At 56.7% G+C, this 23898-nt stretch carries 29 protein-coding genes; 8 read left to right on the forward strand and 21 right to left on the reverse strand.

All coding sequences use genetic code 11. From position 1 onward, the window contains the following. The 5 genes from JXQ78_RS02695 to JXQ78_RS02715 are packed head-to-tail and all read right to left on the reverse strand — an operon-like array spanning nt 1 to nt 2444. A complete protein-coding gene (locus JXQ78_RS02695) occupies nt 1-480 on the reverse strand; it encodes an Rpp14/Pop5 family protein (protein WP_330631940.1) in 480 nt (159 codons plus the stop codon). A 2-nt stretch (nt 481-482) separates the two neighbouring features. Then, nucleotides 483-1097 carry a class I SAM-dependent methyltransferase gene (locus JXQ78_RS02700; protein WP_330631941.1) on the reverse strand — a complete coding sequence of 205 codons (615 nt, stop codon included), beginning with the start codon at nt 1095-1097 and terminating at the stop codon, nt 483-485. Beyond that, complete coding sequence (locus JXQ78_RS02705) at nt 1081-1776, reverse strand: RNase P subunit p30 family protein (RefSeq protein WP_330632844.1); 696 nt, start codon at nt 1774-1776, stop codon at nt 1081-1083. Before JXQ78_RS02705 ends, JXQ78_RS02700 begins: the two co-directional genes overlap by 17 nt. 46 nt (nt 1777-1822) lie before the next feature. Continuing rightward, nucleotides 1823-2254, reverse strand: a complete 432-nt coding sequence (locus JXQ78_RS02710; protein ID WP_330631942.1) for an RNA-binding protein — start codon at nt 2252-2254, stop codon at nt 1823-1825. A gap of 7 nt (nt 2255-2261) precedes the next feature. Further along, nucleotides 2262-2444, reverse strand: a complete 183-nt coding sequence (locus JXQ78_RS02715) for a DUF1918 domain-containing protein (protein ID WP_330631943.1) — start codon at nt 2442-2444, stop codon at nt 2262-2264. Between the two features lie 188 nt (nt 2445-2632). Here JXQ78_RS02715 and JXQ78_RS02720 point away from each other — a divergent pair, with 188 nt between their 5' ends. Then, a complete protein-coding gene (locus JXQ78_RS02720) occupies nt 2633-3406 on the forward strand; it encodes a DUF899 domain-containing protein (RefSeq protein ID WP_330631944.1) in 774 nt (257 codons plus the stop codon). Nucleotides 3407-3535: 129 nt separating this feature from the next. Continuing rightward, complete coding sequence (locus JXQ78_RS02725; protein WP_330631945.1) at nt 3536-4732, forward strand: cytochrome P450; 1197 nt, start codon at nt 3536-3538, stop codon at nt 4730-4732. A gap of 12 nt (nt 4733-4744) precedes the next feature. On the opposite strand, the gene moaC is transcribed toward JXQ78_RS02725, so the two are convergent. From moaC to JXQ78_RS02745, 4 genes are read right to left on the reverse strand one after another with little or no spacing between them, the layout of a single operon-like run. Then, nucleotides 4745-5221 carry a cyclic pyranopterin monophosphate synthase MoaC gene (gene moaC, locus JXQ78_RS02730; protein WP_330631946.1) on the reverse strand — a complete coding sequence of 159 codons (477 nt, stop codon included), beginning with the start codon at nt 5219-5221 and terminating at the stop codon, nt 4745-4747. Then, on the reverse strand, nt 5214-6647 hold the full coding sequence (locus JXQ78_RS02735) for an NAD(P)H-hydrate dehydratase (RefSeq protein WP_330631947.1): 1434 nt from the start codon (nt 6645-6647) through the stop codon (nt 5214-5216). The genes moaC and JXQ78_RS02735 overlap by 8 nt, the downstream gene beginning before the upstream one ends. Nucleotides 6648-6694: 47 nt before the next feature. Next, the gene (locus tag JXQ78_RS02740; RefSeq protein WP_330631948.1) at nt 6695-6973 is read right to left on the reverse strand and encodes an acylphosphatase; all 279 of its coding nucleotides are present in this window, start codon (nt 6971-6973) and stop codon (nt 6695-6697) included. A gap of 39 nt (nt 6974-7012) precedes the next feature. Next, on the reverse strand, nt 7013-7927 hold the full coding sequence (locus tag JXQ78_RS02745) for a DNA-3-methyladenine glycosylase family protein (RefSeq protein ID WP_330631949.1): 915 nt from the start codon (nt 7925-7927) through the stop codon (nt 7013-7015). A gap of 81 nt (nt 7928-8008) precedes the next feature. Between JXQ78_RS02745 and JXQ78_RS02750 the strand changes: the two genes are divergently transcribed. Further along, nucleotides 8009-8494: a DUF555 domain-containing protein gene (locus tag JXQ78_RS02750; protein ID WP_330631950.1), complete on the forward strand. Its 486-nt coding sequence runs from the start codon at nt 8009-8011 to the stop codon at nt 8492-8494. Between the two features lie 114 nt (nt 8495-8608). Here JXQ78_RS02750 and JXQ78_RS02755 read toward each other — a convergent pair whose 3' ends face one another. The 3 genes from JXQ78_RS02755 to JXQ78_RS02765 all read right to left on the reverse strand — a co-directional run bounded on the left by JXQ78_RS02755 (nt 8609) and on the right by JXQ78_RS02765 (nt 10360). Next, on the reverse strand, nt 8609-8845 hold the full coding sequence (locus JXQ78_RS02755) for a UPF0058 family protein (protein ID WP_330631951.1): 237 nt from the start codon (nt 8843-8845) through the stop codon (nt 8609-8611). Between the two features lie 207 nt (nt 8846-9052). Next, entirely contained in the window at nt 9053-9235 is a 183-nt protein-coding gene (locus tag JXQ78_RS02760; RefSeq protein WP_330631952.1) for a DUF7836 family putative zinc-binding protein, read from the reverse strand. Between the two features lie 144 nt (nt 9236-9379). Continuing rightward, the gene (locus JXQ78_RS02765) at nt 9380-10360 is read right to left on the reverse strand and encodes a transcription initiation factor IIB (protein ID WP_330631953.1); all 981 of its coding nucleotides are present in this window, start codon (nt 10358-10360) and stop codon (nt 9380-9382) included. A 294-nt stretch (nt 10361-10654) separates the two neighbouring features. On the opposite strand from JXQ78_RS02765, the gene JXQ78_RS02770 reads away from it, so the two are divergent. Further along, complete coding sequence (locus tag JXQ78_RS02770; protein WP_330631954.1) at nt 10655-12142, forward strand: sodium:solute symporter family transporter; 1488 nt, start codon at nt 10655-10657, stop codon at nt 12140-12142. A 115-nt stretch (nt 12143-12257) separates the two neighbouring features. Here JXQ78_RS02770 and JXQ78_RS02775 read toward each other — a convergent pair whose 3' ends face one another. Beyond that, the gene (locus JXQ78_RS02775) at nt 12258-12542 is read right to left on the reverse strand and encodes a DUF357 domain-containing protein (RefSeq protein ID WP_330631955.1); all 285 of its coding nucleotides are present in this window, start codon (nt 12540-12542) and stop codon (nt 12258-12260) included. Nucleotides 12543-12675: 133 nt separating this feature from the next. Here JXQ78_RS02775 and trxB point away from each other — a divergent pair, with 133 nt between their 5' ends. Continuing rightward, nucleotides 12676-13722 (forward strand): thioredoxin-disulfide reductase, encoded by a 1047-nt coding sequence (gene trxB / locus JXQ78_RS02780; protein ID WP_330631956.1) that lies wholly within the window; start codon nt 12676-12678, stop codon nt 13720-13722. A gap of 59 nt (nt 13723-13781) precedes the next feature. Next, nucleotides 13782-14072 carry a DUF7545 family protein gene (locus JXQ78_RS02785; RefSeq protein ID WP_330631957.1) on the forward strand — a complete coding sequence of 97 codons (291 nt, stop codon included), beginning with the start codon at nt 13782-13784 and terminating at the stop codon, nt 14070-14072. A 40-nt stretch (nt 14073-14112) separates the two neighbouring features. On the opposite strand, the gene JXQ78_RS02790 is transcribed toward JXQ78_RS02785, so the two are convergent. From JXQ78_RS02790 to JXQ78_RS02800, 3 genes are all read right to left on the reverse strand, one after another. Beyond that, nucleotides 14113-14781: a 2,5-diamino-6-(ribosylamino)-4(3H)-pyrimidinone 5'-phosphate reductase gene (locus JXQ78_RS02790; RefSeq protein WP_330631958.1), complete on the reverse strand. Its 669-nt coding sequence runs from the start codon at nt 14779-14781 to the stop codon at nt 14113-14115. Nucleotides 14782-14815: 34 nt separating this feature from the next. After that, nucleotides 14816-15919 (reverse strand): NADH:flavin oxidoreductase/NADH oxidase, encoded by a 1104-nt coding sequence (locus tag JXQ78_RS02795; RefSeq protein ID WP_330632845.1) that lies wholly within the window; start codon nt 15917-15919, stop codon nt 14816-14818. Nucleotides 15920-16037: 118 nt separating this feature from the next. After that, a complete protein-coding gene (locus tag JXQ78_RS02800) occupies nt 16038-16466 on the reverse strand; it encodes a DUF5796 family protein (protein WP_330631959.1) in 429 nt (142 codons plus the stop codon). 91 nt (nt 16467-16557) lie between these two features. Between JXQ78_RS02800 and JXQ78_RS02805 the strand changes: the two genes are divergently transcribed. Together JXQ78_RS02805 and JXQ78_RS02810 are read left to right on the forward strand one after the other, a co-directional pair. Continuing rightward, nucleotides 16558-17403, forward strand: coding sequence for a shikimate kinase (locus JXQ78_RS02805; RefSeq protein ID WP_330632846.1), 846 nt, complete (start codon nt 16558-16560; stop codon nt 17401-17403). Further along, nucleotides 17361-17666, forward strand: coding sequence for a chorismate mutase (locus JXQ78_RS02810; protein ID WP_407934030.1), 306 nt, complete (start codon nt 17361-17363; stop codon nt 17664-17666). Before JXQ78_RS02805 ends, JXQ78_RS02810 begins: the two co-directional genes overlap by 43 nt. Nucleotides 17667-17678: 12 nt before the next feature. On the opposite strand, the gene JXQ78_RS02815 is transcribed toward JXQ78_RS02810, so the two are convergent. From JXQ78_RS02815 to JXQ78_RS02835, 5 genes are all read right to left on the reverse strand, one after another. Next, nucleotides 17679-17948, reverse strand: coding sequence for a hypothetical protein (locus tag JXQ78_RS02815; protein ID WP_330631960.1), 270 nt, complete (start codon nt 17946-17948; stop codon nt 17679-17681). A 469-nt stretch (nt 17949-18417) separates the two neighbouring features. After that, nucleotides 18418-18798: a hypothetical protein gene (locus JXQ78_RS02820; RefSeq protein WP_330631961.1), complete on the reverse strand. Its 381-nt coding sequence runs from the start codon at nt 18796-18798 to the stop codon at nt 18418-18420. Nucleotides 18799-18916: 118 nt separating this feature from the next. Beyond that, on the reverse strand, nt 18917-21772 hold the full coding sequence (locus tag JXQ78_RS02825; RefSeq protein ID WP_330631962.1) for an AAA family ATPase: 2856 nt from the start codon (nt 21770-21772) through the stop codon (nt 18917-18919). Then, on the reverse strand, nt 21762-23051 hold the full coding sequence (locus JXQ78_RS02830) for a metallophosphoesterase family protein (RefSeq protein ID WP_330631963.1): 1290 nt from the start codon (nt 23049-23051) through the stop codon (nt 21762-21764). The genes JXQ78_RS02825 and JXQ78_RS02830 overlap by 11 nt, the downstream gene beginning before the upstream one ends. A gap of 88 nt (nt 23052-23139) precedes the next feature. Beyond that, nucleotides 23140-23757 (reverse strand): nucleotidyltransferase family protein, encoded by a 618-nt coding sequence (locus JXQ78_RS02835; protein WP_330631964.1) that lies wholly within the window; start codon nt 23755-23757, stop codon nt 23140-23142. Nucleotides 23758-23898: the final 141 nt, after the last annotated feature.

The following is a 23898-nucleotide window of genomic DNA, read 5'->3' on the forward strand; positions in this document are numbered from 1 at the left end:
TTACTCGATATCGAAGTCAGTCGCACCCGCGAACCCCGAATCAGTACAGACCGCAACACGTTGCTGGCGAACGAACGCCTGCTGTTCGGAGTTCTCGAACGCAACGGTTCTCTCTTCTGGTGTTTCCAACGGGCGGCGTATATACCTTTCTTCGCACGATCGGACCGTCCCCCCAACGCCCCGAACGCGAACCCGAACCGGTGTCTCGCCGATTGTATCGATACAGGCAATTGCTGCCCGTGCTGGCTCAACGTCTCCACGACGAACGCGGACCACTGCAGAGGCCATCCCCTCAACTGCGTCGAATCCAAGGAGGCGACAGTCCATCCGCGCACTGACAGCGTCTCCTAGAAGATTCTGTGCGCTGAAATACAGCTCGCGCTGGAACTGCCCCCGGGAAACTCGTGTGTTCGGCCAGGTTTCGATTTCGACTCCGAGATACCGCCATCGAGGTCGGAGATGTTTTGGGAGGTGGCGCACGATTATTCTGCTCCTACCGATCGTTCGGCTACCAGCACGCCAACCTGTGGTGAAATCGACTCAACCACGGTCAGAGAAAATCCAGAGTCGGTCAACGCATCGGCGAGCATCCCGACGGTTGCTGGATCGTCAACCTCTGGGTCGAAAAATTCGGCGTCAGAATCGGGCACGTCAAAAAGCATCACGTCACCGAGCACGAACCGCTGGGGATTGAACGACGCAATCGTCGCTATCGCTTCACGTTTTTCCTCGTCGCTGAGATGATGCATCGCAAAATTCGATACGACAGTGTCAACCGGTCCATCGTAGTTGGGTTCACGGAACGAGCCGTGCGCAAAGCTGACGTTCTCGATGTCCTGTTGTGCGGCTTTCTCTCTTGCGCGGTCCATCATTCCTTCACTAATGTCTCGACCGATTACCTGGGCGGCTGATTCGGCGAGTGTGAGTGCAATCGCACCCGTCCCGGTGCCAAGATCGAGAATGACGGCGTCATCTGCTCGTGCGTGTCTACAAACGTGATCGACACAGGCCATATACTCCGCACTGTTTTGTGAGTCGTCGTACTGAGTTGCGTGGTCGTCAAAGCGCTCAGCGTGTTCTTCAATCGACTTCTTCATACGAATCAGTATAGACCCCTGGCTCAATGAACGACTCGGACTGTCGGGCTCGGTTCCGGGCTGCGATCTTCGCCCAGCGTTCGAGGCCAGCTTGGATCTGCGAGCGCGAAAAGCCAACTGTCTCGCCGACGGCTTTCAGTTCCCGGGAGCTGCGCAGTTCCAGATGGCTCGACGGGTCAGCTGAAACTACGAACGGAACGTCATACTTCTCGACGAGCGTTCGTAATTTCTGGAGCCCAGAAATGGCGTGCACACGCTCGCCACCGGTCGCGCGCAGTACGCGTCCGAAATTGAATTCGACAGCGACCCCGTTTGTAGACGCCGCGGATGCGAGCACGTGATTGAACTCTCCATCAGCCATCGGATGACAGAGAACGTCCACACGTGGATCTTCACACGCCAGCCGATTGAATTGGCCGCCGTGCACGCAAACAATCGTCCGCTGTGGTCGATATTTCGTAATTGCGCTTGCAACCGACGATCGATCGTCGCTTCTGATTTCGACTGCATGAACGACATCCATATCGTACTCAGCGGCGATCGCCGCCCGGTCGAAGGTCGATTGTTCATCGTCGTGGTTTCGGACGACGAGACCATCGAAGCCACTCTCTCGTGCGGTGAGTGCAAATCGCGCGACTGAGCTGACACCGTCGGGTCGCGCGTGGGCAGTGGCAAACATGGGTGTCGATTCTTGTGCCATCGGTTTGACCGTTGTGTGTTTCAGGTCAGTCTCTTTCGAACGCCTCGCGGACGTTCTCGACTGCTCGGTCCTTATTTGCCGGATACGCTTCGACTTTGCCTCGAACGGAGAGTCCATTTCCAAGCGTCACCGCTCCGTGAAACGCCCGCTGTTTATCGAGATACAGATAGAACTCACAGTTGTCGGTGATCCGGTGTGCCAACTGATCGACCACCGTTTCCCATTCGGACTCGTCCATCGACCGGAGACTGCCGAGCACAGTGCGAAGCTCACGAGCGCGTTCGACGCGCGCTGAGAGCACGGTGATCGGATCACCAGCATAGCCCGTGTTCTCGACGCGCTCGATCGGAAAGTCCTCTGGGAGCACCGTTCGCAACGACGCTGTAACACGCTCTTCGTCCTCGGTAGCGTAGCTGAACGCCTGGAGATCGATGTAATGGAATGGAACTCCCGTCACGATGGCACTACTCGGACGTGGCTTCCAGAGAATCCTCCGGAACGCCCTGTTCCTGTCCGTCTTCGAAGCTAACCGTGTAGGTTGCGTCGCCGAACATCGTTTCCATTACCTGCGTGATTGTTCCAACATCGCCGTCGTATTCGCTGTGCTGATCGTGCAAGACGACTTCGTCGTCCTCCTCGAATACCATACCGTGGCTTATCCAACCCCCGGACAAAAAGACCCTGATTTCACCGTCCAGGCTGTTCGTTCGGTCCGAGGATAACGGCAAGATCTCGACGGTATAGTAGAGTACTGTCATCGGACAGTCCACAGAACATATTTTGTTTCATATACAACGCCAATAGGCTTTTGCTGGAGGGTGGAGTCACAGCAATCATGACGGATCCCGACATCGAACTGCCGCCCGTCGTGTCGCGCGAGGAGTGGCGCGAAGCTCGCATAGAGCTCCTCGAAGAGGAAAAAGAACTTACCCGCAAACGCGATGCACTGAACGCCAAACGTCGCCGGCTGCCGATGATTGAGATTGAAACGGACTACACCTTCGATGGACCCGATGGTACGGTGAGCCTTCTTGATATTTTCGAGGGCCGACGCCAGCTCATCATTCAGCATTTCATGTTCGACCCAGAGTGGGAGGAAGGCTGTCCAAGCTGTTCAATGTGGGCGGACCACATCGCTCGCGGCCATCGCAACCATCTTCACGATCGTGACACCACTCTCGCGCTGGTTTCCCGGGCACCCAGAGAGAAAATCGAGCCGTTCCAGGAACGAATGGGCTGGTCGCTCCCCTGGTACTCCTCCTACGGTAGCGACTTCAACTATGACTTTCATGTCACGATAGATGATGCTGTTGCGCCCGTCGAATATAATTATATGGACGCAGAAACGCTCGAACAGAAAGGTCTCGACTATCATCTAGACGGTGAACAGCCAGGCCTGAGCGTTTTTCTCCGGGATGGAGAGACGGTCTATCACACCTACTCGACGTACGCTCGGGGCACCGAACAGGTTGGTGGAGCGAACTACTTCCTCGATCTTACGCCGATCGGCCGGCAAGAACCATGGGAGGAGCCAGCCCGACGAGTGTCTACTCGTCGTGGCAAAGCTGGGAGTGAGGAGATCCGGTATCCGGATGAGTACGACGAGTGAGAGCACGCAATGGCGAGCAAGATGGTGTGGACTACCGTACTCAAATGAGATGCATGGTAAAAATATGGGATGGTAATATTTAACACGATACTATGGGGGTGAAGACCCAACCAGTAGCTCATGGGATCGATGAAATCGGAGGGACCACCAGCACGACCGAGCGCCCTGGAGAGTCAGGAGCGAAAGTTAGCTCCGTTCGACTGGTATCGCCAGATGCGATCGGAAACACCGGTCCGCTACGATGAGGAAAGGGATGTGTGGGACGTGTTCCGCTATGACGAAACAAATCAGGTCCTTGAGGATTACGAAACGTTCTCATCAGAACGGCCAGTTACAACGGAAACAGAGACGGAGTATGGTACGTTCGCGACCGATTTGATGATAAACACCGATCCACCGCGTCACGACGAACTCAGAGACGTTGTCGACGATGAGTTCACACCAGGTGCCATAAAGCAACTCGGTCCACACGTTCGTGAGGTAACGATTGAACTGTTAGAAGACGCGACGCGTGCCGATAACGAAATTGACCTTGTCTCCGCTCTGGCGGCACCACTTCCAGTGACGGTTATCGCAGAGCTGCTTGGAATTCCAACCGAAGATCGCGCGACATTCAAGCGGTGGTCGGACACGATCATCGCGGGGACTGCAGGCGGCTCCACAGTTGAGGCCCGCCAGCAAGAAACACAAGAGGAGATGGCCGAGTATTTCATGGCGCTGTTCGAGCGCAGGAAAGCCAATCCACAGGAGGATCTCCTCTCTACAATTCTGGACGCAAACAGCGAGGACCATCAGTTAGCACCGACGGAATTGCTTGGGTTTGTGGCGCTGTTGCTGATCGCGGGAAACGTCACAACGACGAATTTGATCACCAACGCTATGGTTGTTTTCTCGGAAGAGCCAGATAGAATGGAGACGATCAGATCAAATGGCTCGCTCGATCTCGCGATCGAGGAGGTGCTCAGAACACGATCTCCTATCCAGGCGGTTACCCGGGTCACAACCCGCGACGTGGAGATTGGCGGTAAATCGATCGGGGCTGGTGATCGGGTTGTTGCCTGGATCGGGTCGGCAAACAGGGATGAATCCACGTTTGAGGACCCCGAACGGTTCGTTCCGGATCGAGAGCCAAACCACCATCTCGCGTTTGGCTCTGGCATTCACTACTGTCTGGGTGCGCATCTGGCCCGACTCGAAGCTCGAACCGCGCTTTCAACACTCTTCGAGCAGTACGGCCGGATCGAAGTCCCGGAGGGGAAACGAACTCCACTCGACAGCGGATTCGTCTACGGGATCGAACAGTTACCAGTCCGACTCCGTGAGTGAACCACTGCTGTCTCACTCTGGCGTTTGCTTTTCTTTGTGAACCACGTGAACGTCCTCGATGGCCGTCGTGGGATACTCGCCGGAATCGTCCTTTTCGGCGGCCTTGACCATATCCCAGATTACGTTTAGGCCAGTGGTGACGCCCATGAGCGCCTCCATTTCACAGCCAGTTTTGCCAGTCGTTTCGACCGTTACTGTGAGGGTTACGAACGGCTCCTCACAGTCGAAGTTGGTATCAACGTTCGTTATCGGAATTTGATGACACATTGGAATCGTCTCCCAGGTGTGTTTGACCGCCTGAATCGCGCCAATGCGTGCCGTTGCGAGGACATTTCCCTTGCCAACACTGTTGGCTTCGATCGCATCGATGGTTGGGGCCGAAAGACGGATCTGGCCACGTGCGCGTGCGCGTCGATAACTGTCCGGTTTTGAACCAATATCGACCATCTGCACCGCGTCGTCCGCAACGTGTGTGAACTCCTCAGTCATCTGCGAGCACCTCCGGGATCGCAGCGAGCAACGACGATGGTGTGATCGTCGCCTGGGTTCGCGTGGCTCGCTCACCTGCCCGCCCATTGACGTACGTAGCAAGTCCCGCTGCATGGCGTGGTTCGAGCGAGGCTGCGAACGCGCCAATCAGTCCGGCAAGCACGTCACCCGTGCCTCCGACGGTCATTGCCGGCGTTCCGTGCCGATTAATTCGCTCGCGTCCGCTGGGATCAGCGATGAGATCGTGGCGGCCCTTAAGGGCGATCGTACAGTCAAGTTCCACGGCAAGGTCGCCCACGGCGGTAAGCTGTGCAGCCCTGTCGTCGTGGAGCGTCCCGCCCATCCGTTCGAACTCTCCTGCGTGTGGGGTGCAGATGACCGTCGCCTCCGAAGGGAGCGAGTCGGTGATGACCCCGAGTGGGTCGGCATCAATCACGCACGTCCCAGTGAACGTCTCGAGAAACGCAGTGAGTGCAGCCATTGTCTCATCCGCTGTGCCCAGTCCCGGACCAAGGACGACGACATCCGCCGAGGCTGTCGTCTCACGCACGACCGACAGCTGTTCGGGATCCAGTCGGTCGCCTGGATACGATCGAGTGATAATTGCGGGCTCAAACCCTTGTACTGTTGCGGCGACGCGTTCGGGACAAACGATACGAACGAGGTCTGCACCACCGCGGAGCGCAGCCTGCCCAGCAAGTGCTGGTGCACCGGTGTACGGACCACCCCCGACGATCGCGACCGTCCCGTGGTCGCCCTTGTGGCTCGACGGCGATCGCTGTAGTCGGTGAAGGTCTCCGCGCTCGACGACGGTTTCCGCGAGTTCGGGGATGCCGATGTCAGCAACCGTTACGGGAGTATCGAGCGTATCAAGTCCTGGTTTGCTGTCGTGAAATGTCACCACGTGGTCGCTCTGGACGGCGATCGGTTCGGTTGAGCCGGTGTCGGGATCCATCCCAGACGGAACGTCGACCGAAACGACAGTCGCGCGACTGGCGTTGATCAGCTCGATGGCGGTTCGCTCGGGTTCACGTGGACTATCACGGACGCCAGTGCCGAGCAGTGCATCGACGATCAGGTCGGGCGAGTCGAACGTGAGATCGCTCGCGTCTCGGGCAATCCGAACGTCGTATTCGCCCTGTTCGAGTGCATCCCAGTTCTCGCGGGCAATGGTTGTCGAAATTGATGTGGGACGACCCAGAAGCAGTATCGTCGGATCGTACGAATCGAGAAATCGTGCGGCGACAAATGCATCCCCGCCATTGTTTCCACGACCGGCGACGATGACGATCTCGTCTTCAGGGGTCGCCATAGTGTCGACCACTCGCGCAATCGCATTGCCCGCAGACTCCATGAGCTGTTTCTGTGGGACTCCCAGGGCAGTGGCATTGCGATCAACGATTGCCATTTCTTTGGCAGTGATCATAGCTGGATTCTCTTTTCACGGACTGTAAGCCTACGGACGACCGCCAGCTACCGCCGAACGCGAAAATCAGAGAGTCCCTCGGGAGATTCGTACTCCACCGTGACCGATTCGACGGTCGCCGCAGGACTGCCGGTGTGACACCACTCGATCATCTCCTCGACTGCCGCTTTTTGTCCTTCGAAGATGGCCTCGACACGGCCGTCATCGAGATTTCGAACCCAGCCGTCGACGCCGTGTTCGTTGGCTCGCTCTCGCGTCGTGGCCCTGAAGTAGACGCCCTGGACGGTTCCGGAGACGAAAACGTGCGCGCGCGCTTTGGATGACATGAGAGGAATTTGCGCAACCGTACTGGTAAGAATTGGGGGTCAAACTGACGCCATTTCTTTCGTTCGTAAATGATGAAATAAATATGTCTGGACGTAGCCCGCATACGAGTCGCCAAGCCGAGCGCGGATCGCGCGTGAGGTCTCTGCATACGTCCCCCGATCACAGTCAGGAAATCGCTCGGCGATTGCGCGCCGAATCCACGTATCGAGCGGAACGGCCTCCAGAAAGCCAAGCGAAAACAACAACACGCAGTCTGCCACTTTCTCGCCAACACCGACAAACTCCGTGAGCGAACTCCTGGCCGACTCGTACGACAGCTCTCGGACTTTCGTCGGATCGTGCGCCCCCGAAGCGACCATTTTTGCACTCTCACGAACGTAGGGCGCGCGATAGCCGAGCTTGAGCGATCTGAGTTCCGATTCCGTCGCCGTTGCCAGCTGTTCGGGTGTCGGAAAGGCGTGATACGTCTGCCCATCAAACGTCACCCTGGTTCCATACGATTCGGCAAGGCGTCGTTGCATCTGGTGGATGCGCGACACCCGCATCTGTGCCGAACAGATAAACGATATCAGCGTAGAAAACGGTGGATCGCGGACGAGTCGCATCCCATAGAATCTATCGAGGGCTTCCGACACGGCCGGTTCCTCCGGAAAAGATTCGATGATTGCATCGAGATCATCATCAAGCCGTAACAACGTACAGAGTTCCTCGTGGGCGTCAATCGAAGATTCCCATTCCAGTCGCTCGTCTATCTGTCTGACCCGGACAAAGGCATCCGTTCCAGCCAGTGATTTTGGCACGACCGTGTGGTACCAGGCTGTGGCGCCGACCGCACCCGTACGTTCATACATCCGGCCGTCCGCTCGATCCCAGGTGTAGCTCTGCCCACTCTCTAGTGTCGACTGTAAGTCGAACGATCCGACACGTTCCAGTGAGATGGTCCCCGATTCCATTAAAACATCAAAGGGTCGAGATGGTTTTCGAGCTTTCGATCGAGGCGAAGGTTCATACGGTCAGACAGCGAAAAGGAAACTATGGACTGTCGCGTCGTCGTCGAGGCGGCGATTCCCGTCTACGATGTCGGCTCTGCCGATGAAGCCGTGCGCATCGCAATTTCGAAGACAGGTGACATGCTCAACCCGGATCTCAACTACGTTGAGATTTCGATGAGTGAGCGCACATGTCCCAACTGCGAGGAGTCACACGATCCCGCATTCGTGGCAGCCGATGAGGCACTCGTCGCACTCGAACTCGAAATGACGGTGTTCAACGTCGAAGATGGTGAACATGCCTCTCGGATTGCACGGAAAGAAATCGGACAGCGGATGCAGAAAGTACCACTCGACATCGTCGGCGTAGAGCGAGTCGAATCCGACGGTGAAACCACAACGTCGGACGAGGAAAACGAAACCCAGTCACTCGACGAATCAGCCCAGGACGCAACGCCCGAAAACTCCGATCCCGAATCGGACGACGAAAAATCAGTCCCCGAGTTCGAAGATCTCATCGACGAGGACTAATCGGGGACCGTATTTTACAATCCGACGGCACTGGTCGTCGGTATGGTGGCCATACCTACCGGTCAGAGCAGGTCGTCACTACCGAAGAACGAACATCACCGCACGCCAGCGATATCAATCAGCAGTTGCAGAAATGGGCTGCTCCTCAACAACAGTAATTTCGCTTGTAATTCCCTGAGCCAACGCAAAAACAGCTTCTTTGTGATCGGTTTTTGATTTATGAATTGATGTCGGCTGCACACCGAGGTCGTCGTAGGCAGTATGATCGACCTTATTGTCGCTTCGAAGTTCGTAATGATTGGCTACCTCTGCGAGCAGACCGTGAAGGTGGATCAACTCCTGCTTTTTCATGGTCGGAAACACATAGTAACTCCGGGCATATAGTATTACCCTGAGTCACGTTACCACATGTCGGCAATAGAGCGTCTGTGAAGCCTGCTCATAGGGGTTTCATCGTTCTGGAGAGTAACCAGTGGAAAGAATGGTGCACGATTCATTAAACAATGTATATCAACTAAGCTACTCATAGGGTCGACCTACTGTGGCAATAAGTGTATCTTAAGAAAATTGTTTCATGGTTTCGAGGTCGTGTTCGGTTCGTGCGAACTCCGCGAGTGATCTGGTAGTCCCACAGTCTGGGCAATCGAAGTCGTCGTTCGCCTCGGGGAGCGTTCCTGGTTGGCTGGTCCACTGTTTCGAACAGCTCGGACACTGGAGTCGAACGTACGTTTCGGGTGGCATACCCACTGGTGGAGAGCCACTGCAAAAAAGATTGGCGCGGAGCTATCGCTCTGATGCGTTCTTCGTCCTCCGAAGAATACGACCTAGAAACTCCTATCAGTTATCGGTGGGTCGATCGACTGATACCGAAGTGAATAATAGAGATCAGGCAGATGGATTGGCATCGGCTTCGAGGATCTCCTTATAGCGGTTGCGGATCGTCACTTCTGAGATGTTCGCTACCTCGGAGACGTCGCTCTGTGTCACCTTCTGATTGCACAGCAGCGATGCGGCGTAGATGGCCGCTGCTGCGAGTCCAACCGGGCTCTTCCCACTGAGGATACCCGCATCTCGGGCGTTGCCGATCAGTGTGCGTGCGCGCCGAGTGACCTCTTCGGTAAGGTCGAGATCGCTGGCGAACCGAGGCACGTAGCTTTCTGGGTCTGCCGGTTTGATCTCCAGGTTGAGCTGCCTGACGACATAGCGATACGTCCGCGTGAGCTCCATTTTATCGACACGCGAGACCATCGTGATCTCATCAAGGCTGCGCGGGGTACCGGCCTGTCGCGCCGATGCGTAGAGTGCAGCCGTCGCGACACCCTCAATCGAGCGTCCCGGGAGCAGATTGTCCGCCAGTGCACGCCGATAGATGACACTCGCGGTTTCTCGGACGGTCTCAGGCAGTCCGAGCGCAGAGGCCATCCGATCGATTTCACCGAGCGCCTGTTTCAGGTTCCGTTCTTTTGAGTCGCGGGTTCGGAACCGCTCGTTCCACGTCCGAAGTCGCTGCATCTTCTGGCGCTGTCGGGACGAGAGCGAGTTGCCGTACGCGTCTTTGTTCTGCCAGCCGATGTTGGTAGACAGCCCCTTGTCGTGCATCATCGTCGTGGTTGGGGCACCAACACGACTCTTCTGGTCTTTTTCCTGTGCATCGAACGCTCGCCACTCCGGTCCGCGGTCGATCGAATCTTCTTCGACCACGAGCCCGCACTCTTCACACACCGTCTCACCGTGTTCGGAGTCGGTGATCAACCGGCCACCACACTCCGGACACGTCGACACCGACTCGGATTCGGATTCAGTCTCCTCCTCCGTGGTGGACTCGGTCGTCTCCTTCGTGTATTCTCGAATTGTTGAATCACTCATGGTTTCACCAGATGAGCACGGCTCGCGGGTAAATAAACCAGGACCCACGCCCGCACCAATCACCTAACACACAGTAAGTCCGTAAACTATATAAATATTTCGACATCCTAAATGGCGAAACCGCAATACGGAGAAAGGATTACTGATAGTAATCTCGATTCATTCGCGACACCATTGGTATGGTGTGGTATCCCCATACAGTATTAAAGTTTCGACTTTGGAACTGCAGTCACTACATCTATATATCCCTGGGAGATATCACTGAGTAATGTTTGGTCTGGGGAGTGTTCGGGAGTGACGTCCGCAACAATCGTATTGGCCATTACTGCACTGGTAGTGGCAACGTTCACAGTAGTCGGTGTGTGGACACTCAGAGGGGGAGTCAGTGGAATCGAGGAATTCATCAGTGCACGAAACAGTGCGGGGGCAGGGACGCTCACTGCGACGGTAATCGCCTCCAGTATGGGGGCATGGATCCTGCTATCACCGGCAGAGGCTGGTGCGGCATACGGCGGCATTTCCGCCATTCTCGGCTACGCATTCGGTAGCGCACTGCCGCTTGTGACATTTGCAGTGATCGGCCCCCGGATACGGTCGTTGATTCCACAAGGACACTCACTCACCGAGTACACGTATGCCCGTTTCGGGCCGGTGATGTACGGCTACGTCCTTCTGGTCAGCGTTGGATACATGTTCGCCTTTTTGGCGGCCGAAATGACCGGTATCACCCTGGCACTGTCGATGATTGGTGGCGTTCCGATGTGGCAAACCTCGGTGATAATCGGCGTGTTCGTCCTGGTGTATACGACGTATGGGGGGCTCAGGGCGAGTATTGCAACGGATACAATACAGGCACTCGTCATACTCCCATTGCTTGCGGTGACGTTCGTGTTCTCACTGCGAGCGCTTGGTGGAACTGGTGCCATCTACGAGACGGTCGTCGCACAGCAGCCAGAGCTGCTCGATCTCACGTTCGGAATGGGTCTGGAGTCGGGAATCTATCTCACGGTCGCGGTAATGGGTGCAGAGATGTTGAACCAGGCCTGGTGGCAGCGGCTCTATGCCGCCCGCGATTCAGAAACGCTCCGTCGATCGTTCGCCGTCGCGGCCGTCGCAGTGGTGCCGATGATCTTCGTGGCGGGGCTGTTTGGGCTCGCAGCGCAAGGGCTAGGCCTCGTGGAGAATGATCCGAGCATCGCGTTTTTCCTCGTTGTAGACGAGGTGTTCAGTGAGCCAGTGGTGCTCGCGATTGTCGTGCTCGCAGTGTTGCTCGTGATGTCAAGTGCCGACACGTTGTTCAACGCAATTTCGAGCGTTGTCACCGTGGATCTTCCACGGCTTGCGGAGCTTGATGACGATTCGCTCACGATGGGCGCGCGGGCGTTGACCGTGATCGTGGCGCTGGCAGTGATCGTGATCGGTGCACAGGGCTACAGTGTCCTGACGATCTTTTTCGTGGCCGATCTGCTCGCCGTTGCCACATTCATTCCGTTGATTGCAGGACTCTACACCAGTCGGCTTTCGGGAATTGGGGCATTCGTTGGGGCGTTCGTGAGCTTGCTGGTTGGCACCGCAGTGTTTCCGATCTCGCGGCCGTTGTTGACACCGATCGCCGGATCGTTGCCCCCAGCAACGTACTTCAACGCGTTTGTCTGGACTGCCATCGTCTCAACCGTCTTGACGCTCCTGGCCATTGCGGTCGGCGACGAATCGGCTGTGCTCTCTGAGCTGGACGATTCGATCGATCGGCTTGACGCCACACAGGGAGGTGATAGCCAGTGAGCATGCTCACTGAACCAGTGTTTTCTGCGCTGGCATGGGGATCACTCGGGCTTGTGGCGCTGGTGTTTTGCTATGAGTGCTACATCGTCGTGACTGAATTCGCAGAAACGTAGCGCTACACTGTAAAGAGGTGACCATCCGTTGGTACGTCAAAAACGCCAATTCGTGCACCTGCATCGAGCCAGGCGTGGCCATACGAAAAGGCGGCGAGTGCGTTCACGAGATCGTCGTTTTCGCGAAACTGTCTGCCATCCTCGAGATATGCCTGGGCCATCTCCTCGAACTCCTCTGCGCTTTCGCCGAGCGGACTTTCTGGTGGAGGGGCGACCGTGGCAACGTCGAGTGCCTCTGCGAGCAGTCGTTCGTATCGGTCCGTCTTTTCTTCGAGGTCGGCAGCCATACCGTCGGTGGGGTGAGCACTCGGGTTAATCGTTCGGAACGCATCGGGTGAGTGAGAATGATGCACTCTCAGAGTGCGAACGATTCCCCCGAAGAAAAGCCTGAAATGGCGTCCATGGCTACGTACTGTACGAATGACCGAGGCCACACATCGTCGGCTCATCATCGCTGGTACAGGTATTGCGGGGCTGTCTGCTGCGATCTACGCAGGGCGGGCGAACAATGATCCACTGGTGATCGAAGGCTCCGAACCGGGCGGACAGCTGACGCTCACCACCGACGTGGCGAACTATCCAGGATTTCCGGACGGGATCTCCGGTCCCGAGCTCGTCCAGCAGATGAAAGAACAGGCGACGAGCTTCGGCGCTGAGATCGAACACGGCGTCATCGAGACGATCGATGACTCCAGTAGGCCGTTTGTCGTCACACTCCAGGATGGCACCGAATACACCGCCGATGCCATCATCGCTGCGTCCGGTGCCAGCGCACGAACACTAGACATTCCGGGCGAAGACGAACTGATTGGCTATGGCGTCTCGACATGTGCCACCTGTGATGGTGCGTTCTTCCGTGGCGAGGAGATGATCGTCGTTGGTGGCGGCGACGCTGCAATGGAGGAAGCGAGCTTTCTCACCAAATTCGCCTCGAAAGTGTATCTCGTCCATCGGCGCGAGGAGTTCCGTGCCGAACAGTACTGGATTGACCGCCTCCACGAACATGTCGAAGACGACGAGATCGAGGTCATGAAAAACACCGAACTCCTCGAAATCCATGGCTCTCCCGACGAGGGCGTCTCACACGTGACTATCGCGCAGAATGAGTCGGGCCATCCATCGGAAAATCTAGATGGGCCGGAGACAACAACGACCGAATTCGACGTGGGTGCTGTGTTCATCGCGATCGGACACACACCCAACACCGAGTATCTCGAAGACACTGGCGTCGAAATGGATGCCGAAGGATACATTAGCACCCATGGTGGCGACGGTGGCGGCCAGACGAAAACCGATGTCTCGGGGCTGTTCGGAGCGGGCGACGTTGTCGATTATCACTACCAGCAGGCCGCAACCGCGGGGGGCATGGGTGTGAAAGCCGCACTCGATGCCGACGCGTACCTCGAACAGCACGCAACCGAGCAGTCCGAACGGGAAAGCGCTCGGACGATCGGCTCCGAACAGTGAACCCATCCAACCATTTCAAACCCAACAGAGGTTAAAGTGCCCTCACCGAAGCGGCGGGTATGACGGCAGAACCAGAGACGATCGACATCACCATCGAGACCCCGGACGGCAACGAAGACGTGACCCTCCCCGAGCCGTTGTTCGACGTGCTCGCGAACGGCGATGAGTCCAACGCACAGGTCGCTGGCGACATTCTCGTGCTGTCGTGTGCACAGCGTGTGCACGCACTGGTTCACCACGGTGAAGACGAGATCGGCGCAGAGCTCGAATCAGTCGAAGACGAAATGCTTTCGCTGTTCGAAGCGCGCTTTGGCGTCTCATTCGCCGAGGCGACCGGTCATAGCCACTGACCCCGGCCATTTTCGCAGATTGTGAGATTTGCGACGCATCTCAGGGAGAGGCTATCGATTCGACGGCCCACGAAATGACGACTCCGTCGTCCAACCGCTCAATCGACTCAAGCGACAGCGACGGAAATGCATCGACGAAACCGTTCCCATCGGCGAGCGTGGGCGCATCGCGGCCACCGATGACGAGCGGACCGAAATACGTCGTCAGTCTGTCGACGAGGCCAGCCTCTAGCAACGAAAAGATCAGCTCGCCGCCGCCCTCCACGAAGCAGTGTTCGATGCCGGTCCGTTCTAGCGCCGTGAACCCTGCAGAGAGCTCCACCCGATCAGTGCCGGCTGTCAGGACTGTCACGCCCGCTGATTCGTAGGCATCTCGACGTGCTTTGGAGAGCGCATCAGAGCTCAACAGCACCGTCGGGGCATCGTCAGAACAGACCGCCCCATCGAGTGGCGTACGCCCAGTAGAATCTACGACCACGCGGGTGGGGACGCCGTCCTTGCCGATCGAATCGCGATGTTCGCGGTCGAAACGAACGAGCGATGGGTCATCTGCGAGCACCGTTCCCACGCCAACCACGATCGCGTCCGTTTTTGCCCGGAGTCGGTCGACGCGCGCAAAATCGTCCGCGCCGCTGATTTTGAGCTGCTCGCGCCGCCGGGTCGAAAGCTTTCCGTCGGCACTCATCGCCGCGTTGACCAGCACGTGCATACGACCGGTTGGATCTCGCTGCAGAAAGTGGTTTTCAGTCGCTAGCGAGCGAGGGATAGGCACGCGCGTACTGCGATGGGACGGACTGCTCGTCCGTTTGGAGTTCTGTAGCCGCACGCAGTGTAAACTGTGGATCGCGGAGATGTTCTCGTCCAACGATTGCCAGGGCTGCCGTTCCAGTACGAACGACCGCATCTGCGAGTTCTGGATCACCAAGACCGCCGACGGCACCGACGGCACAGCCGGTCGCATCGGATATCTCACCGGCATATTCGAGCTGATAGCCCGGACCGGTTTCGGGAATCGCTTGCTCGGGATGAATGCCGCCCGCGCTGACATCGATCAGATCGACGCCGAGATCATAGAGATGCGATGCGAGCCGAACCGACTGCTCGACGGTCCAGGATGGACGATCGTCGAGCCAGTCGGTTGCCGAGAGACGAACAAACACCGGTTTGTCGTCGGGCCACACCGACCGAACGGTCGTGACCACCGCTTTGAGCAGGCGAATGCGGTTTTCGAAGCTCCCTCCATACTCGTCCGTCCGGTCGTTAGTAACCGGTGAGAGAAACTCGTGAAGCAGATACCCATGGGCTGCATGAATCTCGGCGATCTCAAAGCCAGCCTGCAGCGCGCGTTCTGCAGCCGATCTGAACGATGCAACCACGCCATCGATCGCCGTCTGGTCCATCGCGGCCGGCGTCGGTGCATCGGTCTCGTAGGGCCAGGCTCTCGCGGTTGGGGCGATTGGCTGCCATCCATCATCGGTCGGCGAGATCGGGGTCGATCCTTCCCACGGCCGATGCTTTGAGGCCTTCCGTCCCGCGTGTGCAAGCTGTATCGCCGGAATGGAGCCCTGCGAACGAATAAACGAGGTGATTGGCGCAAACGCCTCAACCTGCTCGTCGTTCCAGATACCAAGATCCTCGGGGGAAATCCGACCGCGTGGCTCGACGGCCGTCGCCTCCGTCATCACCACACCTGCACCGCCAATCGCACGGCTCCCGAGATGGACGAAATGCCAGTCCGTGGCGATACCATCCCGATTCTCACAGGAGTACTGACACATTGGAGAGACCATTACCCGATTTGGAACGGTCGTCTCACGCAACTGTAGTTGAGAAAACAATGATCCCATCACCATATTGTACAACTAGTTTCCGTAGGAACCTGACGGAAGCAGCTGAAGTTGCTGGTAGCATTTCATATTTGGAGAGCAAATACCGGCAGTTAATGGACTGTAGAAGCAGTGGTGGCTATTCTTCTGCGACAATCTCCCATGAATGTTCTTGCATTTCATCTTCGGCAAACACGAACACTCGACCCTCCGCAACCGCGGGATCTGCCGTGATAGTTTCACGATAGTTCGATGCCGAAGCGCTAACCCCGGGGAACAACGTGGTTTTCTCGCCGTTTTCGACGAGGACTCGCCCGACGCCACTGGATTCGAGGATTTCGTCCGCCGTTTTCCGGTCGTTGACGTAGATCATCACGCCCTGTGTTTGTGAGCGATCCGTGATCAGCACCTGCACCTGCGTACCAGGCGGGGGAGATACTTCACCAGTTGTCTTCGTCGGAACGCCGTGATAGAACACGCTTCGATCGTCGTGATACCGAACTTCGATGCCCTCGGGATCAAGTTCGATCTGGAGCGTGTCGGGAGAAATCTCGTTTCGAAAGCTCATAGTTGATAGTACCGGTCCCAACACAAAATCGATACGCTGTGGAATTCGCACCGATCAGCAGTGGTAAGTGTCTTCCCGTCCCATGAAACCTGTGAAGGGCCGAGCAACTGCTCCTGCCGGGGGAACCATACTGAACGCACTGGCGACCGGAACTGGGGCTGCGTTCGCGATCGATATCACCACTACAGCCACGGTTGAGCTCACCGAGTCCGGAACAATCACCGGAAGCGTCGAGGGGGCACCCGACGCGGATACTGGCCTCATCGAGCGCTGTGTTGAACGCGTTATCGAGCGGTTTGGTGACGCAGAAGGTGCAACTGTCCACACAGAAAGTGAGATCCCGATGGCTGCCGGATTGAAAAGCTCCAGCGCAGCAGCGAACGCGACCGTGCTTGCGACGCTTTCGGCACTCGACGTTGACTGTCCACGAACGACGGCCGCTCGGATCGGCGTCCAGGCAGCCCGTGACGCAGGGGTAACGGTTACAGGAGCGTTCGACGACGCCAGTGCGAGCATGCTCGGCGGTATAACAATCACGGATAACACGAACGACGAACTCCTCCAACACGACGAACGTGACTGGGATGTCCTCGTCTGGTCACCGGATGACCGAGCCTACAGCGCCGATGCCGATGTCGATCGGTGCAACGCAATTGCCCCCATGGCACGGCTGGTCGAATCGCTTGCGCTGGACGGTGCGTACGGTCAGGCGATGACCGTCAACGGACTGGCGTTCTGTGGTGCGCTGGAGTATCCCACAGCACCGTTGATTGACGCAATGAACGCCGCAGTAGGAGTTTCACTCTCCGGTACCGGCCCAAGCTACATCGCCGTCGGTGACCGGACAGCACTCACAACAGTTCGATCACACTGGAAGGAATACGACGGACGAACATGGATGACACAAACGCGGACGACGGGAGCACAGATCAGATGAGTCTCGAACAGCTACGCGACGAAATCGAAGCGATCGATCGACAGATCGTCGAACTGATCGCCGAACGAACCTACGTGGCCGAGTCCATTGCAAAAGTCAAAATTGAACAGGGGGTGCCAACCACCGTCGAATCGCAAGAACAGCGTGTAATGGACCGCGCCGGAGAGAATGCGAGTCGATTCGATGTGGATACAAACCTCGTCAAAGCCGTGTTTCGGCTCCTCATCGAGATAAACAAGGTCGAACAGCGCGAGTCCAGCTGATTCGTTCGACGATCACCACGAAGACAGTTCGGCAAATGCCTGATCGATCACGCCCTCAACGGCTGTCGCCACCGATTGATCGGCCATTCTCGTGGTATCGAGTGTCGCTTTTAGATCCAACACGTCTTCGAGTCTGACGCCTGGATGTTCTCGATAGATCGCCTCAAGCGACGCTTGTTGGATCGTTGAGGGGGATGGTTCTCCTGGCACCGTCGCTAATGCACGTAGGGCGCGAGTCCGAACCGCAGTACGCCGATTACTGTTCGTGGTTCGAATGCTCATGGGTGATCGGCCTCGGATGGACGTTCCGATCTAACGGCGGGAAGTGAGTCGTTAGCCCCGCCGACCGGTTGGTGTGTCAACATCTGCCCATTGACGACCTATATTACACATCATGGTCTATAAGTATTAAATTTTTCTACGTAAAAATGAGTGTTCGACCGGCAATCAGGGGCTGTTGGTTAGATGTCACAAGTGAAACAGTAAGGAACGGAGCGCGGCCTTTATTCCATATATTATTGTAGTTATTTATTCTGATCTCATCGACGGTTACAATGCTACGGTTGTAACGTGATGGGACCAGTCGTGAGAGAAGCGACCTGCCGCCCATGGCAGGGCGACAGCGGTGATATCCATCGAACCGCAGTATATTGACAACAAGGTCTTTCATAACCATTATCAAAATACTATTATATATTATGTACGAAAATTATTGTCAGAGACACTCCCCTACACCACACTCCGATAGCCCTCACTCGGTAACCGAGTCGTGCTCATACCGGGGATTGCCACCCGTATCGGAGCCTCTGCTGTCGGATTGACAGGCGGCGTGAACACCACTTGCGAGCTTAGAAAACGTCTGTTCGTCGACCATGAGCAGTCGCTCGACGGACCGGCCACTGACAGTGCTGTCGTCCCGTTCGATCTCTATGAATTCCGATCGATACTCCGGAGCGTGGAAAACCCGATACAGATCTTTTCCGGTGTACGACTCGGAACTCGCAGCCATTGCCAGGATTGTGGTCCTCGCTACAGACTCGTGCTTGATTCCCCAGACCTCGCTGTCAGAGTGGAGGGCATTAATCCAGGCGTCGATGTCGTCGGCGTCAATTGTTTTGCTCCAATTCGACATCCAATGAGCAACTAACCAATGAATTACTATAATACTTCCGGGAATACCAATAGCAAATTAACCTCAATGAGTTACTATATTTGTCATTTAGTAGGATCGAGTGAGCACAACCGTCGTTTCAGTCGCGGGTGAGAGTATCGACAACGCGGCTGGCTGTGATGGGCCCCGAAAAAGAGCCCTCCTCGAGGGCGTGAAACGTGCATTCGTTGAACGCCTCGGTGCACGTATTGATGACTGTGGGTTGTGAACTCAGAATGAACAGCTGTGTGTCACTGAACTGGTTGGCACAGACAGTTAGCGCCCGTCGTCTGTGCACAGGATCAAACTGTGCGAACGCGCCATCGAAAACGAGTGGGGCAGAACGATCTTCACTGTGAGCCAATCGGATCGAGAGATAGAGCAGTGCAGCCGTGCAATTGCTCAGTGTGGTCGGCTCGGTCGAACAGCCGCTATCATCGACGGCGAGAAAGCGAGGGGTTGCGTCCGATTCATCCAGGGTAATTCCCGTGTATGCGCCATCGGTCAGGCGAGAAAACAGGTCACTGCTCCGCTCGAGCAGTGGGCCTGCAGTCTGCTGTACGTACGATTCAGACAGTTCGTCGAGAAATAGCGCTGCGAGCCGGTTTATGGCGTATCGTTCACTTCGAGCACGTAGCTGTGATCGGCCCGCACGAATTGGACGGGCGGCGGCCTCGATGTGGCTCGCTGCGCTGAGTTCCGAGCATTCGCGTTCGAGTGTGCGCTCTCGACTGGCACGCGCTTCGTTCTTTTCGATGAGTCGATTCATTCGGTCCTCAAGCTGGGATTTTCGCGCCGACACGGTCGCCTCGCTGTCGAACGCCTCCACCAGCCGTTGTATGATTTCGACGGGTGAACGGTCAGTAACGCCTGTGGCTTCGCCGAGAATCTCCTGGACATGGTGCGAATCTGTGAGCACAGAACGCTCACTAGCGGCGGAGAGCCGCCTGGTGATCCGATCCCGACAGCGGTCGGCACGCTCGAACAGCGGCGTCATCGTTTGAACCGTACTTGCCTGGCGCTCGATACGTTCGACACACTCTGTGATCGAATCCGACGCCGTGGTTTCGGGCGTGGGAAACGGATCGTGCTGGTCAAGTAGCTCGGTCACCGACTCGCGTCTCGATTGCAAATCGTCGCGGCGGTCAGCGACCATCGAAGCACGCTCAATGATTGTTCTGGTTGCTGTGAGCGTTTCGAGTAGCTCTGGGGCCGATTCGATGGGATCCTCGGGTGTCGCATCGATTACGCTCGCCTGGAGTAGGTCCTCGCCAATGGTTTCGAGTGTCGATCGAAGCGTCGACCGACGCCGTTCGAGAGCGTCCGTTCGCTCGTCGTACGCGCGCAATCTGCGTTTACACGCAACGATCCGATCGTAGTTCTCGAGAACGGCGTCGGGCTGTAACGATTCTAGCGACAGATCAGCAACGAGTGATTCGAACGCAGCCCTGGCCATATCACGTTCGTTTTCGCACTCAGCTCGTTGTTCGCGCAAGGTTTCGATTTCCGTGCGTGTGTTCCGAATCGACGTCTCGAGTTGCGCTACCGAACGCATTGCAGATTCGACCGTGTTGTTCATTCGTACTGTGCCCAATCCGACAGCAAGAAGTCCCACGGCGGTGAGTACGACGCCGACCATCGGATTGAGAGTCACTCCCCCGACACTGCCGATAATCAGTACGCTGAGAGTCCCCCCAATCGTGATTACCCGTCCCCGTCGCAACTGATCGGCTGTGGGGGGGAGATCCGTGGTTGATCGCTCGGATTCGAGATGCTTGTGTCGTCGTTCGGCCAGCGCAAGCTCGTGTGTGATTTCAGTGTGTGTTGTGTCCGCCTCGACGTACGACGAAACGATACGCTGGACTTCAGCGCGAGCGTATGCATCCGTCGTTATCGTTCTGATGGCATCGAGATCAGTGTACCAGTCGTCGTTCACCGATGCAGCCGCCACACGGAGCTGGGTTCGCTCGCGTTCGAGCGCCGTGCGCTGGACATCGAACGCTTCGTACTGCTCGCGCAGTCGTGGCACTTTTTGACAGTGTGTTCTGAGCTCATTCGAATGATTCGTGACCGATTTCACTGTTGGTGTTCCATTCACCCGTGAAATCGCCGACTGAAACGCCATTTTGGCGGATTCGTACCGATCGCGGGCTATTTCGTGGCGTTCGTATCGCTCACGGAGCACTGGAACCATATCCCGTGGAAACTCTTTGACTTGATCGGCATCTACCGTCTCGGTCTGGACTTCGAGTTCTGTGAGCGTTGATGCGTCCGCATAGCATTTTCGTATGATACCCAGAAGTGTCGATAGCTCGGACAGTTGCTCGATCGTGTCGGTGGTAGCTCTCCGGCGTTCCCGGAGACGATCACGTTCGGTTGAGACTGCCTCGTATCGGTTGACTTGCTCGGTGGCCCGAGTGCGCCGGTCGACGCCCACACCGATTCGGTCACTGGGATCTGTGAGTTTATTGACTGCTCGCCCATGCGCGCCACCAATCTCCGTAGCCGTTTCATCCAGTCTGGTCTGTATCTTTGGGAGCCTCCCGATCGTTCCGTACAGATTGTCGAACAACAGGGCTGCTAGACGCTCATTTTCGGACGCAGTGAGTTTGGAATGCGTAATCGTACACCACTGTCGGTACTCGTCTGGCTCGATTTTGGGATGTGAGCGACTGCCTGGGGCTGTACCAATTGGCTCGACGATCGGGGGCGCATCTCCCTCCATCGTGTACCGATACCGTCCAGTGTCGGTTTCGATACGCCAGCTCACATACGGTGGATCCTCACTCGTGGAGGCAGTGGGCTGTTCCCCAACTAGTCGACAAAGCAGGTCCAGCAACGACGTTTTTCCCGCACACTGTGGAGCGCCAACCACGTTGACAGTCGGTGAGAGCGGCCCGAATTCCTCGTTCTCGAACGGGCCAAACGACTCGATCGAGAGCTGTTCAATCCACATCGATTCCTCGTTCTACGAGTCGATCGGTTGCGAGCGCGAGCGCCTCGTCCGTGAGTCGGTCGAGCGTCTGATCGGTGAGCGCACACCTGTCGACAGGGACAGTTTCGCGCGCACCCACTGGACAGTCCTGGAAAACCTCACCAGTCGCCGCTCGAAGTTGCGATCGCTCGTTCGTGCGCATGGTATCGACGACACGTTCGAGCGCATCGACCACGGCCACTGACCGGTCGCTACCAGTCCGGCGCGTTCGATCACGGATGCTCTCAAGGACCACTGGAGTGAGATTTGGATCGAGCAGTGACCGAATCCTGTCGAATAGCCAGTCGAGTCGACTTCGAGTGAGCTGTGTCACTATCGGAGAGTGGCCCGTCAGCTCGATACGAACGACCATTCCGGCGGGGGCCCACGAACCGTCACTCCGAGCAACCCCATCCGGGAGAGAAAGGGAGGGCCTTGGAGGTCTCTCCTGAAGCGATGTAATCGACCGTAGCGCGTCAGTGACTACCCCGCCTATCGTCCGTATCGGCTCGTCGTCTTCGGATCCGAGAGCAACTGTGACCGTATGAAAACTGATCGGTGCCGTCGGAATGAACGTCACAGATGGCGACTTCTCTATCAACTCGACGAGATAGCATCCACCCACGTGACGCGCATCGAATCTGCGGGGCTGTGGCGAGCCGGGAACACCGCCTGGAATCGATGGCCAATATCGTGGTCGGTGGGGGCCACCCCCTGCCCAGTAGTCCATCTCGAAGGCCTGACTTGCGTCCAAGACGGTTTTTTGTGTTCGTCCTGGTGGCCGGTGAATCACGCCAACCGACGGGCCCGATAGACTGCTATCAGCCCCGAATAATCCAGAGGCAGGCCAGTCGCTGGCGTTTGATTGTCCCGTGAGACGAACCATCGACTTACGATCGATCCCGTGTTCGAACGTCTCTACCGTTTTCGCATCGAAACACCTGACAGGGCCCGGCCAACGATTCGAGATTCTCGAATATTCGGGTGAGTCACCACCAAGAATGTACACCGAGCAACCGGCTTTCTCGAGGATCTCCAGCAACTGCTCGGTCAGTTCCACCGATCGATACTGCCTATCGAACACGTCGCCGGAGACCACGACAAAATCGACCGACTTAGTCCGTGCAACGGAGATAATTCGCTCAATCGCCCTGAGCCCGCACCGCCGAAACGGCGCGTCCAACTCACCATCCGTCGGTCGACCACATTCCAGTGGTTGACCAACGTGTAGGTCGGCTACGTGTAAGAATCGAACACCCATCACGCACTGCTAATGGTAATATGCATATATAATTTTTTGAGATTAATTTAGAAAATTTATTACTGGTTTTGATTTACAGATATATAGGTTACGAATTGTTTTCGGGCGAAGCCGGTGTACAGACGCCTGGATCGTCCGTCACAACGGCAGTTGCGTTCTCGGATTCGACGAGCCGTTGTCTGTCACTGTGAATATTGGATTCGGTAGCGAGACGGTCGAAGTGGCGCGCATCGAACAGCGTTGGATGACCGACAGCGCCGTTGTACAGCGGCGCAACGATGGAAACGTCATCAGTGACGTACGCTGACACCAAGCGTTCGATCGTCTCGGGCTGGACGTGTGCGAACTCCCCTGGTGCAACGACAGCTGCGTCCCACCCCCTGTTCGTTCCGACGACAGCGCCGCAGTTGACGGCAGTAGTGTTTCCCTCTTTGCCACCAGTGGCGTCGTGTACGAACGTTACGTCGAGTCCCGCGAGCGAGCGTCTGACGGCGGTTTCGTGACCACCAATGACGACAATAACCTCCGAGAGAGTCGATGCGAACCGTTCGACCGCGCGTCGAACGGCCACAGTACCGTCTACATCGGCGAGCACGGGTGAGTCCTCTCGCGACCGATTGTGGGATGAACACGCCAGCAGGATCCCGCCAATCCGGACGCAGTCGTCGGGGCGATCAGTGATGCTCCGACGCTTGGAGGCAGTCATTCGACTACACATGGATCGTCACGTCCACAGCGTTCGATCGAACACGGACAGTGTCTTCCGATTGAAATCGACACGTCGACGACAACTCCATCATACGTACCATACGGGGTGTTGACGGCCAACACCGTAAATTGTTTCTGT

It is taken from the genome of Halocatena halophila (assembly GCA_027563145.1).
Classification (GTDB): Archaea; Halobacteriota; Halobacteria; order Halobacteriales; family Haloarculaceae; genus Halocatena; species Halocatena halophila.

Coding starts and splice junctions, on each gene's coding strand:
- JXQ78_RS02775 (WP_330631955.1), bottom strand. CDS start 12,542: ATGGCTGCCGACCTCGAAGAAAAGACGGACCGATACGAACGACTGCTC.
- JXQ78_RS02785 (WP_330631957.1), top strand. CDS start 13,782: ATGACGGCAGAACCAGAGACGATCGACATCACCATCGAGACCCCGGAC.
- JXQ78_RS02715 (WP_330631943.1), bottom strand. CDS start 2,444: ATGGTATTCGAGGAGGACGACGAAGTCGTCTTGCACGATCAGCACAGC.
- JXQ78_RS02795 (WP_330632845.1), bottom strand. CDS start 15,919: ATGGGATCATTGTTTTCTCAACTACAGTTGCGTGAGACGACCGTTCCA.
- JXQ78_RS02830 (WP_330631963.1), bottom strand. CDS start 23,051: ATGGGTGTTCGATTCTTACACGTAGCCGACCTACACGTTGGTCAACCA.
- JXQ78_RS02815 (WP_330631960.1), bottom strand. CDS start 17,948: ATGAGCATTCGAACCACGAACAGTAATCGGCGTACTGCGGTTCGGACT.
- JXQ78_RS02740 (WP_330631948.1), bottom strand. CDS start 6,973: ATGTCATCCAAAGCGCGCGCGCACGTTTTCGTCTCCGGAACCGTCCAG.
- JXQ78_RS02760 (WP_330631952.1), bottom strand. CDS start 9,235: ATGCCACCCGAAACGTACGTTCGACTCCAGTGTCCGAGCTGTTCGAAA.
- JXQ78_RS02735 (WP_330631947.1), bottom strand. CDS start 6,647: ATGATCACTGCCAAAGAAATGGCAATCGTTGATCGCAATGCCACTGCC.
- JXQ78_RS02835 (WP_330631964.1), bottom strand. CDS start 23,757: ATGACTGCCTCCAAGCGTCGGAGCATCACTGATCGCCCCGACGACTGC.
- JXQ78_RS02750 (WP_330631950.1), top strand. CDS start 8,009: ATGGACTGTCGCGTCGTCGTCGAGGCGGCGATTCCCGTCTACGATGTC.
- JXQ78_RS02720 (WP_330631944.1), top strand. CDS start 2,633: ATGACGGATCCCGACATCGAACTGCCGCCCGTCGTGTCGCGCGAGGAG.
- JXQ78_RS02700 (WP_330631941.1), bottom strand. CDS start 1,097: ATGAAGAAGTCGATTGAAGAACACGCTGAGCGCTTTGACGACCACGCA.
- JXQ78_RS02810 (WP_407934030.1), top strand. CDS start 17,361: ATGGATGACACAAACGCGGACGACGGGAGCACAGATCAGATGAGTCTC.
- JXQ78_RS02820 (WP_330631961.1), bottom strand. CDS start 18,798: ATGTCGAATTGGAGCAAAACAATTGACGCCGACGACATCGACGCCTGG.
- trxB (WP_330631956.1), top strand. CDS start 12,676: ATGACCGAGGCCACACATCGTCGGCTCATCATCGCTGGTACAGGTATT.
- JXQ78_RS02765 (WP_330631953.1), bottom strand. CDS start 10,360: ATGAGTGATTCAACAATTCGAGAATACACGAAGGAGACGACCGAGTCC.
- JXQ78_RS02800 (WP_330631959.1), bottom strand. CDS start 16,466: ATGAGCTTTCGAAACGAGATTTCTCCCGACACGCTCCAGATCGAACTT.
- JXQ78_RS02745 (WP_330631949.1), bottom strand. CDS start 7,927: ATGGAATCGGGGACCATCTCACTGGAACGTGTCGGATCGTTCGACTTA.
- JXQ78_RS02755 (WP_330631951.1), bottom strand. CDS start 8,845: ATGAAAAAGCAGGAGTTGATCCACCTTCACGGTCTGCTCGCAGAGGTA.
- moaC (WP_330631946.1), bottom strand. CDS start 5,221: ATGACTGAGGAGTTCACACACGTTGCGGACGACGCGGTGCAGATGGTC.
- JXQ78_RS02705 (WP_330632844.1), bottom strand. CDS start 1,776: ATGTTTGCCACTGCCCACGCGCGACCCGACGGTGTCAGCTCAGTCGCG.
- JXQ78_RS02725 (WP_330631945.1), top strand. CDS start 3,536: ATGAAATCGGAGGGACCACCAGCACGACCGAGCGCCCTGGAGAGTCAG.
- JXQ78_RS02790 (WP_330631958.1), bottom strand. CDS start 14,781: ATGCACGTGCTGGTCAACGCGGCGATGAGTGCCGACGGAAAGCTTTCG.
- JXQ78_RS02825 (WP_330631962.1), bottom strand. CDS start 21,772: ATGTGGATTGAACAGCTCTCGATCGAGTCGTTTGGCCCGTTCGAGAAC.